This is a genomic window from Spirobacillus cienkowskii (genome assembly GCF_037081835.1).
Classification (GTDB): Bacteria; Bdellovibrionota_B; Oligoflexia; order Silvanigrellales; family Silvanigrellaceae; genus Silvanigrella; species Silvanigrella cienkowskii.
The window spans coordinates 2,473,945-2,486,596 of sequence record NZ_CP146516.1; the positions used below are offsets into that span (position 1 = coordinate 2,473,945).

The window sequence follows — 12,652 nt, forward strand, 5'->3', positions numbered from 1 at the left end:
TTTTTTATATTTTTTGTTTTTTTTAGTAATTTTTATTAAAAAATAAATTTATTCTTAAAAATAAGAATTATTTAACAATAATTAAAATAAGTCGTTGACAAATAATAAAAATTAATTAATAATTTCACCGAGCTAATCATATTATTATTAGCTTATTTTACAGGAAATACCATGAAAAATAGAAAAATATTATTTACTTTATCTATAATTTTGCTTTTTATTCAACAAAATTCTTTTGCATACCTCTATGGCGCAGAAATAACGGTTTTAAATCAATCAAACCATGATATTATATTTAGAGCCGGCAAAATTAAAAATTTTATAACTTATAAAGATGTTCCTCTTAACGTTGTGAGTAAAGTAATTCCTTCAAAATCAAACTACACATATTCAACTAGTAACAATGATTATTCTGGGTTACTTTATCAAGATAACTTAACATGGATTGGAGTGGGAACAAACAATTTTGAACTTAAAGAAGATAAGACGTTTATTAATAACTGCAAAAGTTATTATAAATGGAAAGACTATCAATTAACTCTTTTATATATCCATACCGGTGGAGCATTTTGGGACATGTATAGCTATTTTACTCCCCCTGAAATCAATTCAAGAGACGAAAAGTTGAAAGTAAACTTTTTCCCTTTTTATAATGATGCTCCTGTAGGAAAAGCTGGCGAAACTGGCAAACTAACTATTACTGTAACAGATTAATTATTAATAACTATAAATTTAAAAAATCTTTATCAAAATCAAGGCTAAATGTAGGTTTTCTTTTAATCAAAGCAGCAATTCGAACAATGTTTTCTAAAGATAAATTACACTCACCTTTAAGAATTTTTGAAAGCTTTTCTGGGCTGATATCAAGCTTTATCACAAGTTCATTAAAACCTAATTTTTGTTGTTGCATGTAATTGTTCAGTGCTTGAGCTAGTCCATTTTGAAAAGACTTAAGCGCCCGATATTCCAATTCCATTTGAACTTCTATCTCTTTGATTTTTTGAGGGCAAACACCTGTTTTTAGATAATCTTGAAAACTTTTAAATTTCATTTAATTTGCTCCTTTAGTTTTTGCTAAAGAGTTTTTAGCCACCACTTAATTTGCTTTCTATAAGTGCACTTTCTTGTATCGGCATTTTTTTTAAATTATTTACAAAAATTTAATAAAATTCAATAATTTCAAGATATTTAATAACAAATACTGATCCATTAAATATATGGTATTATCGATGATTTAAATATCAAGTTTACTAATAAAAAATTAATATTTAAGATTACGCCTGATTGAACAAAGGGCTAAAGCCAACTTTAGAAGTCGGGACTTTACGTTCGATTTTAGGTAAAGAACAATGTTCTGTAAATCATTTTTATAAAAATTTAATTTAAAAAATAAATTACTATTTTAATTTAAAGGGTGGAGGTGCATAATCAATGAATTTTATTAATTTTCTTGTTACTTCTTCATGAGAAATGAATAAAACTAATTTATTGTCTCTATAAGATAAAATAATTGGATTTATATTAGCAATAGTTTTTATGCCATATGTTGTTAATTGAAAACTTCCTTTTCCACCTACCAAATATTTTTCATCAATTGCAAATAAGAACCAATCATTTAAAATATGATTAGCAGGTTGTGGAATTAAAAATTCATTGCCAAATTTTTTCTTACATTTTTCGCTTAAATCTTCTACATCATCAATTCCATTGTTTAGTAAAAAATATTTATACATTAATGCAATATGGTTATAGTTAAGAGATGTGAATTTTTCTTGCCATTTTCCTTTGACTTCTATATAATTATACGCCGTCCACTAAGTTTGTTGGCAACATAGATAACCAAAAATAAATATTTATACGGAAATTGATGAATATTGAAAACAGGATATGCTGCAGTTAACATTCGTACTTTCTTTTATAAAAGGACACTGCAGCACAATGAATAATGTACAACAACTTATGGATGATTTAAAGAGAATACCTCAAAATAAATTAAGTTTTAATCTTTTACGTCGATTATTTATAATTTTTTTATATTCCGTAGGATTTTCTGAAAAAAAGATTGAAACTTTATTATGCCTTTCAAGAGGACGGGCAAATTATTGGGTTTCAAACTATAAGAATAATGGTATTTATTTTTTACTTGATAAACCACGTTCTGGTCGTCCATCCTTTGTAAATAAAGAAGAAGTTGAAATTTTAAAAACTGAAATCATTCAATTAAATTCTGAATTTAATGAGGAAAAAGTTGTTCATGCCCAAATAATAAATAGTATTATAGAATCCAAAACGAAATTAAAAAAAAATTTAGTAAAAGTGGGTTATACAAGTTCCTTCAAAGAACATTAATAAGAAGAGTTGTTCCAAGAACAAAGCATATAAAAAATGACCCAGAAAAAATGGCCGAATGGATTAAAGATTTACCAAATAAAATTAATGAAATTAAAGTAAAAAATCCAGGAAAAAAAATAAACATAGATTTTCAAGATGAATCACGATTTGGACAAATGACAATAAAATCTGGTATTTGGAGTCCTTTCCCAATCAGACCAGAATTTAAAACTCAAATGGGTTATTTAAACTCATGGATTTATGCTACTGCTAACAAAGATACGGGCAAATATTTTGGAATGATATTACCAAATTTAAATGTTGAAAACATGCAAATTTTTATCAATGAGTACTCCAAGACCGTACCTAAGAATGAGCATATTATTATGATACTAGATGGAGCTAGTGCACATAAAAGCAAAAAATTAATTTTACCCCAAAATATATCATTTATTTTTTTACCTTCATTTTCTCCAGAGTTAAATCCAATTGAAAGGTTATGGAGTTATTTTAAAAGGAATCACTTATCATTTAAAATTTATAAAGATTATGAAGATCTCGTTCAAAAATGCTCTAGTGGTTGGAATCAATTAACACAAAAAATTGTCAAGTCAATTATGAATTCAAAACCTAAGGCAAGCTTATGTTAAAAACTTAGTGGACGGCGTATTATTAGAATCATCTGTAAGCCATTTCCACTCAGTTTTACCATCTGTACAAAAGACAAACGTTTTTTCTGATGAAAAAGCCTTATTAATAATAAAAAAATTTAGTATAATAAATAATAAACAATACTTCATAGATACCTCAATAGTTTGTGATTTTTAAAATGTATTTATGATATTAAAATTAACTGTAATTAAGAATTTTTAACAATATCTCCTGCATTTATTTTTATAAATACATCTTCTAGATCAGGAGATTCGGTGCAAATTTCAAAAACCTTTAATTTTAACTTATTAATCATTGAATTCAATAACTTTGAGGCATCTATAAAGGAGGTCATGCTTCCATGAATATATGTAATCGACAATTTTAAATTACAATTATTTTTAACAGCAGTTTTAATTGGTTCTGCAAGAATTGAGTTTTGTCTTAAAAAATTTAAATTTTCATCTAGCCATTGCGTGATATTATCTATTATAATTAAACACGATATTTTATGTTTCCCTCCCAATGCTAACATTTCTTGACTTTGCTTTAATGTGACAATTTCTCCTTTTTTTATAATTGCAATTCTGCTACAAAAATCTTCTGCTTCTTGTAAGTAGTGGGTTGTTAAAATTATTGTCATGCCTTGCTTATGAAGGTCTTCTACAAAGCGCCACATTGTTCGTCTTAGTTCAACATCAACTCCTGCTGTTGGTTCATCAAGAATTAAAATCTTAGGCTTATGCACTAACGCTCTAGCAATCATCATTCTGCGCTTCATACCGCCACTCAGTTCACGGGTTGTTTTTTTTCTATGTTCTGCAAGTAAAAGTTTTTCTAATAAAAAATCAATCCATTCTTTATCTGGATAATAGCCAGAAAGCTTACTCTGAATTGCTAACATGGTTGGTAAATCAAAAAATGAATCAGCAATGAGCTCTTGCTGAACGACCCCTAATAATCTTTTAACTTCGGAGGTATTATTTTTTACACTTAAACCTTCAACAAAAATATCTCCTGTGGTTGGCGTATTTACACCAGCCAATAAATTTAATAACGTGGTTTTTCCTGCTCCATTGTGACCAAGCAATCCAAAACATTCGCCTCTATAAATTTGTAAATGAATAGGTTTTAACGCCTCAAATTGAGAGCCTTTTGGAAGTTTGTATATTTTACTCACATTTCTAAATTCAATAGAAATTGCACTCATTCTATTAACCCCTCAACCCAAAACCTGATTTCAAAATTTTTATAGAAATTAAAGATGTAGCTATAAAAAATACAAAAGAAATTGAAAATGCAGATAATGCAGAAATATCAGAAACATGAAGCACAGAATAACGAAACATACTCACTATATAAAAAATTGGATTTAAATATCTAATAAACTGAATCCATTCTGGAAAAGTTTGAAATGAAAAAAAGACCCCAGAAAAAAAAATCAATGGCTGTACAATAAAAGACATGATAACACCAATTTGATCCCAACTTTTACAAATTGCACCTGCAGCAATTCCTAAACTTCCAAAAATACCTGTAGCTAAAACTATAGAAATTAATAATAAAATGGGATTAAAGAAAACAAATTCCCAAGAACATAAAAATCCTGCAGACAAAACAGATAATGATACAATCAGAGCCCTAATTATGGCTCCAGAAATGAAAGCAAGCCACATTGCAAATGGAGTCAAAGGAGCCATTAACATATCAACAATTGTACCACTCCACTTTGCAATCATAATACTACTCATTGGATTTTGTAACGCAGCGTTAACAACTTCCATCGCAATAATTCCAGGAATTAAAAAAATGATATATTCGTAGCCGTGCGTTAAAGAAGAATTAGAAGATTGTGACAGCAACTTACCAAGCGCCAAACCAAATAAAGCAAAATAAATCAATGCACTGCCAAAAGGGGCAAATATTGTTTGTGCAGGGACAGCAAAAAATCGACGAACTTCGCGTTCAAATACACCAAAACCAGGCAGCCAAGATTTAGCAACTGGCTTTTTTTTTAAATACTCACTTATGTCCATATCGTCCTCTATATTAATTTAATTCAACACGTAATAGAGAATGACCATTACCTATTTTTTGAACCACAATCCGAGTTCCAATGGCTTCTCTTAAAGAATCAACATGACTAATAATACCCACTTGCGTACCATTAGCATGCAAAGACTCTAACGCACCAATTGCAACCTGTAAGGTTTCAGGATCAAGAGTACCAAAACCTTCATCCAATAATAATGTTTCTATAGGCATTTTGATAGAACGATACTCAGATAAAGCCAACGCTAAAGCTAATGAAACTAAAAAAGTTTCGCCACCTGAAAGAGTTTTAAATGATCTGAGGGCATTAGCATGATAACTATCTTGAATTGCAAAAGCCAATCGAGGCTTATTTTCAGCGTCAAGAGCTGGTGCTAAGGTATATCGTTTATCAAAACGATATAAGTGATAATTTGCTTTAAAAATTAGTTCTTCTAAGTTTAGGATTTGCGCAAATTTTTTAAAATTTTCACCGTTATTTATACCAATTAACTGATGCATTTTATTCCAAAGCACAAACTCTTGCTGAATCTCTAAATTTTGCTGCTGATAATCTTCAATCTTTTTTTTATTTTGCTCATTAATAAATAATATATTAGTTATTTCTCCTAGTTCTTTTAATTTATCTTTTATATCAGAATCTAATATATTTTTATTATTATACAAATCATTTAAAGTGCTATTAACAAAATTTAATGAATAATGATTTTTATGATTTTCTAAATCAAAGTATCTTTGTTGTTTTGTTTCAGTTGTAGAAATACGGAGTTCTTCAAGTTTATTATAAATATTATTATATTCAATAACTTGAATTTCTGATAAATTAAAATTTAAAATTTCTTCTTTTGGTAAATTGCCAAATTTTAAAATTTCGCTATCTAGTAAGACTTTAATAGAAGATAAATTTTCTCGGTAGTTAACAAGTTGATGAAAATAATTTTCTTTTTGATTATTTAAAACAGCAAATATTTTTTCTTTTTCTGCTAAAATTGTTTTTTCTTGATCAAGTTTATTTTGTTTTTCAATTATTGATTTATTTAGTTTATCTTCAATTTTTATTGGATCTTCACCACCAAAAAAATTATTTATATTTTTTGTAATATTATTTATCTTGTTTTTTATTTCATCAACCTCTAGTGAACGATCTTGAATATTTTTTTCAATTAGTACATACTCTTTTTCAAATTCATTAAGTTTATTAGTATATAAAGAAATATTATTTTCTATTGTTCTGTATTTCTCATAATATCTCTTATCTTCAAAAACGTATATTTTTTCAAATTCAGAATGAGACACTAAGCTTTTCTCAAACAGATCAATTTTAAAATCAGGTATTAAATACAACATCAAATCATTTAAATCTTGCTTGAATGCAATAAATTTATTATTTTTTTCTTTTGATTCAATATATAATTCTTTATTTTTATTATATTCTTCAATTTTTTCGGTTAAAAATTTAATTTCAACATTAACTTTTTCAATTTCTTCTTTATTTTTAATTTCTAATTTATTATAAATTTGATAAAAATAATCACTACTCTTCTTAGTTGCCGAATAACTATCTAAGTTGAGAGCTGATAATATTATATTTTTTTTATCTTGGATAACATTAGTTAAAGAATTTTTTTGATTTTCTACACTTTTAATTTCATGAGTATAAAATTGAACATTTTTTTCAAATTCAAGTAAATTTGATAACATGCTATTTTGAAAATTTTCTTTTTCTAATAGCTGCTGAGAAAGAAATTCATGTTGTGAAATAATTTCCATATCAGCCTTTTTATAAGACATATCCTCAAAATAAGGATGCTCATAACTACCGCATAATGGACATTCCTCACCAGGTAATAAATGTTTACGCTGATAAGCGAGCTCAATTTTCCAAGATAATTTTGTGACATCATTTTTTAAATTAGCCACTTCTGAGTTTTCATTATTTATAATTTCTTTTTGCGATAAATAATTTACATTAGCATTTAATAAAGACTGCTGAGCCGCCTTAAGCTTTTCAACTAAACTATTTTCTTCTGACTCTCTTCTACTCAAATCCTCAATATAAAATGCAACTTTTTCAATTTGTATTTTTTCAGAAAAATATTTATCTTTTAAATTTCTTAAATCATTTAATTTATCATGAGGATTTTCAAAAGGAATTGAATGTGCTATCAAATCCCTTTTAATAGATTCAAAATGCGCTTTAATTTTTTCAAAATCAAGTAAGAATTTTTTATAATTCACTAATAAAAATGATAATTCATTTTTTAATACGTTTTCAAATTCTTTTTTACTTTCATTTGCAATGCGCAAATTTTTAATATGAAATTCTTTATTTAAAAAAACAGAAGACTTTTCTATTTCAAGATTTTTTAATTTTTCTAATTTTTTATTGAAGTCTTCTGTCAAAGTATTTTTTATTGATTCTTAATTCTTTAGCCTTATCAATTTCGTATTTTTTTTCTTCAAAATTCTTTTTTTCATTTTGAAGACAATCGAATAATTGATTAATATTACTTTTGATAAAAATAATAATATCTTTTAAAGATAAAATTTCATTGTTTTTATTATTTATTTCAATTTCAATTTTTCCAATTTTTTCCTTATTCTCATTTTCTTGAAAATAAAGCTCAATAGATTTTTGAAATTTTTTAAATTGGCTTAAGCGATTTAGAAAATCTTGATTATTTTTAAGATTTTCTAGATATTCTTGATAAGATTTTTCAGCTTCAGATAGTTTTTTTTGTAACTCGTCTTCTTTTACGCGCCAATTTATTTCATAATCAATTGACTTAGCTTTCTCGTCTAAAATTTTTATTTCATCTGATATACTTTGTTTTTTATTTTTATAATCATTTTCTATTTCAAAAGAAAGTATGTTAATTCCATTTATTTTAATATTAATTTCATTATATTTTTCTTCTATTATTTTTTTCTTTTCCGAAGCCTTTTTACCAATATTTTTATAAATTTCAGTATTTGTAATTCTTTCTAAAATTGCTGCTCTTTCTTCTTCGTTAGCTTTTAAAAAAGCTGCAAATTCTCCTTGTGCAAGAAGTACCATCCTTTTAAAATCTTCTACGGTTAAATTTTCTAATACTTTATTAAAAATAGGTTCATAAAATTTAGGTCGCGTATCACTGATTAGTTGCTCCCAATCTGATAAATCTTCGTTAAAACACTCTAAAATTCTTCTAGGATTTTTAAAATTACCGTCTGGTTTTTTATATGCTCTCTCACATTGCCAAGTTACTCTATATTTTACAATTTTATTATCTTCTCTTTTAGAAAAAATTAATTGCGAAAAAGCAAAATAAGTGCCGCGTGACATCACTTGCCTGCTATCATTCTCTAAATCTTTTTCTGATTTGCCTTTAGTCAAGCGAGGAGTTTGGCCAAACAATGCAAGCGACATGGCATCCATTAATGTTGATTTCCCTGCACCTGTTGGTCCTATAATTAAAAAAATAGGCGCCCCCTGCAAATCTTTTTCAAAATCAACCGAGTGACGTCCATATAATGAATTTAAATTTTCTAACTCAACTTTTAGTAATTTCAAAAAATATCCTTTAAATTTAATATTATATAATAATTTTTAAATATTCTCTTCATTTAATAAACTTCTAAAAGCATTTAACAATTTATCATCAATAACTTGATTTTGATTTTCACACATTTTAATAAATACTTCTTCAACAGATAAAGTTTTTAAAGAATCTTTATTAAAAAAAATTTGATTTATATTTGAAGTTTGACACAGACTCTGTTTTACAGTTGCCAATGCAGGTCTTTGTGTAAAAGGAAAAGAATTTTCAAGTTTTCTTAAAATAGATAAATCTAATCCTGGAAGATAAGACTCAACTTCTGTTTGCACACATAAAATTGGAGGAAATGGAGTATCCCATGATAAACTTTCAATTTGAAAATTAATACTTTCTATATTGCCTTTAATTTCTATAATTTTTCTTCTTTGTGGGACAGGCAAACGTTGTATATCATAATCATTATTTTCAAAGGTAACAATATTTACACACCTTTGTGTTTTAGACTCTTTTAAAGACAAGCATATAGGGGAACCAGAATAATATGCATTAGAGTTTGCAACTCTATAAGATTTATGAATATGACCCAAAGCAATATAATTAAATCTTTTATCAAATATTGTTTCTGGAAGCCCTCCTAAAGTACCAACCATATGAATTTCCAATGGGGCATCATCTTTTTCTGATCCAATACAAGATAAATGACCAGTACCAATTAATAATTTCGTTTGATATAATTTTTCTGATTCATCTGCTAAATTTTTATATAATAAATTAATTTTATCTTTAAATAAATTTTGAATTTCTGATTCTGTTAGTCCTGCAGTTCTGATACCCAATCGATATTCATGAATAAAAGGGACAGCTGCAATCACTGCTTGCAGCTGTCTTTCAGAATTATAAATAGGACAAAGATATTTTGAGATATCGTGCAAATCACTGTAAACACCACCAACAACAAAAACGTCTAGTAGCTTAAGCAATTCAGACGGAGCATCTAATCGAGTTGGAGAATCATGATTGCCTCCAACAACTATCACCTTTTTAAAATTTTTTATTTGAGATATTTGGAATAAAAATTGATAATAAATTTTTTGTGACTCTGACGACGGTTGTGGTTGATCAAAAATATCACCCGCAACTATTAAAACCTCAATCTCATAATTTTTAAGAATCTCAACCAACCAAGATAAGAAAAATTTATGATCTTCTTCTCTTGATATACCTTCAAATGTAGCACCCAAATGCCAATCTGATGTATGTAATATTTTCATAAGCAAAAAACCATAAATTACAAAAAATTAGTTACTTCTTAGTTCTGCAGACTTTTTTCTTAATTCTTCTGGCGTAGTATTATTAAAATAAACGTAACTATCTGATTTGGGATCTTTTTCTAAAATTTTAGCAAGCTCCTCATAACACTGCGCCGCATTTTCAATTGCTTCTTTTTTAAGATCAGCATATTGAGGATAAGTTTTAATAATGTTTAAGTACCTCGATAAAGCTGCTGAGAAAAGTTCTTTATTCCAATAAAATCTTGCAACAAAAAGATCATGTTCTGCTAATCTTCTTTTTAAGTTTGCTAATCTTTCTTTAGCTTCAGAAATAAACTCTCCGTTTGGATACTGTCTTAGGTAGTCTTGGTATTTTAAAATTGCTTTCTTTGCAAATGCTTGTTCGCGATCGATTTGCTCGGGAGCTTGCAAATCATAAATTTTTGCTACGCGAAAATGGGCAAAAGGAACTTTGTCATGCACAGCATTTTTTCTGATAAAATCATCGTACGCAACAAGAGCTTCAGGATACTTATCTGATTGGTAATATGCATCAGCTTGTAAAACTTCTGCTTCAATATTATTTTTTGAATAAGGGTATCTTGCTTTGTATTCATCTACATTAGCAATTAGATCTGACCAGTTCTCTTTTTTATAGTTTTCTCGTATTTTTTCAATTCCTTCATCTTGAGAAAGCTCTGAAATTGGTTTTGTTTGACATGAAAAGAGAACCAAACTCAAACCACAGCAAATTAAAAAATTTTTAAATTTCATAGTAATATACAACTCATCATGAATAGATCAATTTTTATTTTGTTTCTCTTCAACCAACTCAACTAGAATCCCTCCAGTAGAATGTGGATGAATAAATACAATACGAGTATTATGCGCCCCTTTTTTAGGCTTTTCATCAATAAGACGAATTTGATTTTTTTTCAAATGGTTTACCCAACTGTCTAAATCGTCTACATCTAATGCTACATGCTGAATACCAGCTCCTCGAGTTGCTAAAAACTTAGCAATAGAACTGTCCGTGCTTGTTGCCTGAAGCAGTTCTAATCTACTATTTTCACAGCGAATAAAATCTACAGTAACCTGCTGATCGTCGACAACTTCTCCTCCTTCGTATGGCAGGCCAAGAATACCTGTAAAAAATTGTTTTGCTAGAGAAGCATCCTTTGGAACAATGCCTAAATGATTAATTCTATTAATTTTCATTTTTACTGCTTTCAGAAATGATGTTTTTATCAAATATTTTTTGTGCTAAAAACATTGCTGTCGTGGTTCCGTTGCTTAACATTTTAATTTCTTGCGCATCTATTTTTTCTATTTCATTTTTAAATTTAAATTCAGCAAGCATTAATGCATTTTGCAAAATTTCTTTTTTCAATCGCTTTATGCGAATTTCTTTACCAAGTTTATTTTTATTTTCATACTCTTGATGCAATAATATAGAGTCAATAATTTCTTTAATTCCTTCACATTTAGATGCAGAACTTTTTAACACTGGCGGACGCCATGTATTCTCGCCTACAGGAACGGTATTTTCAGATAATTCTTGCATCATTCGCAATGGGTCAGCAAGATCACATTTATTAATGATATATATATCAGCTAGCTGTAAAATACCTGCTTTCATCAATTGAATTTCATCGCCACTATTGGGCATCAATACGAGCAGTGTTGTATCTGCAATATTAGTAATCTCACTTTCACTTTGCCCAATTCCCACAGTTTCAACAAGAATAAAATCAAATTCTAGAACAGATGCCAGACGGATTGCACTTCTTGTTGCTAACGCAACACCTCCTAACGCCCCACGAGCGCCCATAGAACGAATAAAAACCATTCTGTCCTTAAAATGCTCTTGCATCCGCACGCGGTCACCTAGTATTGCGCCTCCAGATATCGCAGAAGAAGGATCAACAGCAAAAACAGCCACTGACTTTCCTTTTAGCCTGAGTTCTCTAATTATCAAATTTGTCATTGTTGACTTACCTGCTCCAGGCAACCCAGTAATACCAATCACTCTAGAATTATTTTCTTTAATTTCATTGAGGTTTAAATAAGGATGTGAAAGTAATTTGGGGGCAAGTAATGGATCATTTTCTACAAAAGTAATTGCCTTACTCAAAGCTCTTGTGCGTGAAAGCCATAGCTCAACTCCATCAAATTTAGAACGTCCAGAAAGCAAATTAACAACCGATTCTATATCTAATGATTGTTGTATTTTCATTTAGCTCTCTTTTGAATCAGGAATAACTTTTATTAAAAAATCTCCCGTTGATACACTATCACCAACAACAACTTTTATCTCTAAAATCGTTCCATCACATTCAGATAAAATTCGATTTTCCATTTTCATTGCTTCAATAGTTAAAAGAGGATCGCCTTCTTTAACACGCTCACCTTTTTTTACTAATAAGGAAATCACTTTACCTGATATAGGCGAAACCAAATCTCCATTACTATTAACTGTATTAATAACTTTTGCTTTAACGGGCTTTATAAGATCTGCGTGGTAATGATTTTGCGTTACAAAACTACCATTTTGAATAGCTAAAAGAAAATGATTTTGTTTTAATTTTACAAAATTATTTTTAATTCTAATAACTTGATTTTGCAGTAAAAAACTCAATCCATCAGCTAAAATCATCACTTCAATATTTTTAATACATTCAGAACTATTTATTATTAAAACTTCAAATTTTTCTCTATTCGAAAAATGGTTCAAATTAACTGAGGCAGGAATTTTGACTTCATAAAATTTAGAATTACTACTTTTCTGAATAGAAAATTTCATCTTAT

Annotated in this window: 15 protein-coding genes; 3 read left to right on the forward strand and 12 right to left on the reverse strand. The window is 28.2% G+C overall.

Going from position 1 to position 12,652, the window contains the following annotated elements; translation table 11 throughout:
* Positions 1-171 precede the first annotated feature (171 nt).
* On the forward strand, positions 172-714 hold the full coding sequence (locus Spiro2_RS11110; protein ID WP_338635893.1) for a hypothetical protein: 543 nt from the start codon (positions 172-174) through the stop codon (positions 712-714).
* Positions 715-724: 10 nt separating this feature from the next.
* Here the strand turns inward: Spiro2_RS11110 and Spiro2_RS11115 are convergent, their stop codons facing one another.
* Together Spiro2_RS11115 and Spiro2_RS11120 are read right to left on the reverse strand one after the other, a co-directional pair.
* Complete coding sequence (locus Spiro2_RS11115) at positions 725-1,051, reverse strand: helix-turn-helix domain-containing protein (protein ID WP_338635894.1); 327 nt, start codon at positions 1,049-1,051, stop codon at positions 725-727.
* Positions 1,052-1,397: 346 nt separating this feature from the next.
* Entirely contained in the window at positions 1,398-1,733 is a 336-nt protein-coding gene (locus Spiro2_RS11120) for a hypothetical protein (protein WP_338635895.1), read from the reverse strand.
* A gap of 205 nt (positions 1,734-1,938) precedes the next feature.
* On the opposite strand from Spiro2_RS11120, the gene Spiro2_RS11125 reads away from it, so the two are divergent.
* Positions 1,939-2,349 (forward strand): hypothetical protein, encoded by a 411-nt coding sequence (locus Spiro2_RS11125; protein ID WP_338634792.1) that lies wholly within the window; start codon positions 1,939-1,941, stop codon positions 2,347-2,349.
* Entirely contained in the window at positions 2,295-2,981 is a 687-nt protein-coding gene (locus Spiro2_RS11130) for an IS630 family transposase (RefSeq protein WP_338637768.1), read from the forward strand. The genes Spiro2_RS11125 and Spiro2_RS11130 overlap by 55 nt, the downstream gene beginning before the upstream one ends.
* On the opposite strand, the gene Spiro2_RS11135 is transcribed toward Spiro2_RS11130, so the two are convergent.
* From Spiro2_RS11135 to Spiro2_RS11180, 10 genes are read right to left on the reverse strand one after another with little or no spacing between them, the layout of a single operon-like run.
* A complete protein-coding gene (locus Spiro2_RS11135; RefSeq protein WP_338635897.1) occupies positions 2,973-3,131 on the reverse strand; it encodes a hypothetical protein in 159 nt (52 codons plus the stop codon). The two genes, Spiro2_RS11130 and Spiro2_RS11135, sit on opposite strands and share 9 nt — an antisense overlap.
* A gap of 59 nt (positions 3,132-3,190) precedes the next feature.
* Entirely contained in the window at positions 3,191-4,192 is a 1,002-nt protein-coding gene (locus tag Spiro2_RS11140; RefSeq protein ID WP_338635898.1) for an ABC transporter ATP-binding protein, read from the reverse strand.
* 4 nt (positions 4,193-4,196) lie between these two features.
* On the reverse strand, positions 4,197-5,018 hold the full coding sequence (locus Spiro2_RS11145) for an ABC transporter permease (protein WP_338635899.1): 822 nt from the start codon (positions 5,016-5,018) through the stop codon (positions 4,197-4,199).
* A 13-nt stretch (positions 5,019-5,031) separates the two neighbouring features.
* Positions 5,032-7,437 (reverse strand): SbcC/MukB-like Walker B domain-containing protein, encoded by a 2,406-nt coding sequence (locus Spiro2_RS11150; RefSeq protein ID WP_338635900.1) that lies wholly within the window; start codon positions 7,435-7,437, stop codon positions 5,032-5,034.
* The gene (locus Spiro2_RS11155; RefSeq protein WP_338635901.1) at positions 7,418-8,587 is read right to left on the reverse strand and encodes an AAA family ATPase; all 1,170 of its coding nucleotides are present in this window, start codon (positions 8,585-8,587) and stop codon (positions 7,418-7,420) included. The genes Spiro2_RS11150 and Spiro2_RS11155 overlap by 20 nt, the downstream gene beginning before the upstream one ends.
* A 36-nt stretch (positions 8,588-8,623) precedes the next feature.
* Entirely contained in the window at positions 8,624-9,844 is a 1,221-nt protein-coding gene (gene sbcD / locus Spiro2_RS11160) for an exonuclease subunit SbcD (RefSeq protein WP_338635902.1), read from the reverse strand.
* A gap of 27 nt (positions 9,845-9,871) precedes the next feature.
* Entirely contained in the window at positions 9,872-10,618 is a 747-nt protein-coding gene (gene bamD, locus Spiro2_RS11165) for an outer membrane protein assembly factor BamD (RefSeq protein WP_338635904.1), read from the reverse strand.
* A 27-nt stretch (positions 10,619-10,645) separates the two neighbouring features.
* A complete protein-coding gene (mce, locus tag Spiro2_RS11170) occupies positions 10,646-11,062 on the reverse strand; it encodes a methylmalonyl-CoA epimerase (protein WP_338635905.1) in 417 nt (138 codons plus the stop codon).
* A complete protein-coding gene (gene meaB / locus Spiro2_RS11175; RefSeq protein ID WP_338635906.1) occupies positions 11,052-12,080 on the reverse strand; it encodes a methylmalonyl Co-A mutase-associated GTPase MeaB in 1,029 nt (342 codons plus the stop codon). Before meaB ends, mce begins: the two co-directional genes overlap by 11 nt.
* Complete coding sequence (locus Spiro2_RS11180; RefSeq protein ID WP_338635907.1) at positions 12,081-12,647, reverse strand: biotin/lipoyl-containing protein; 567 nt, start codon at positions 12,645-12,647, stop codon at positions 12,081-12,083.
* Between the last annotated feature and the right edge of the window lie 5 nt (positions 12,648-12,652).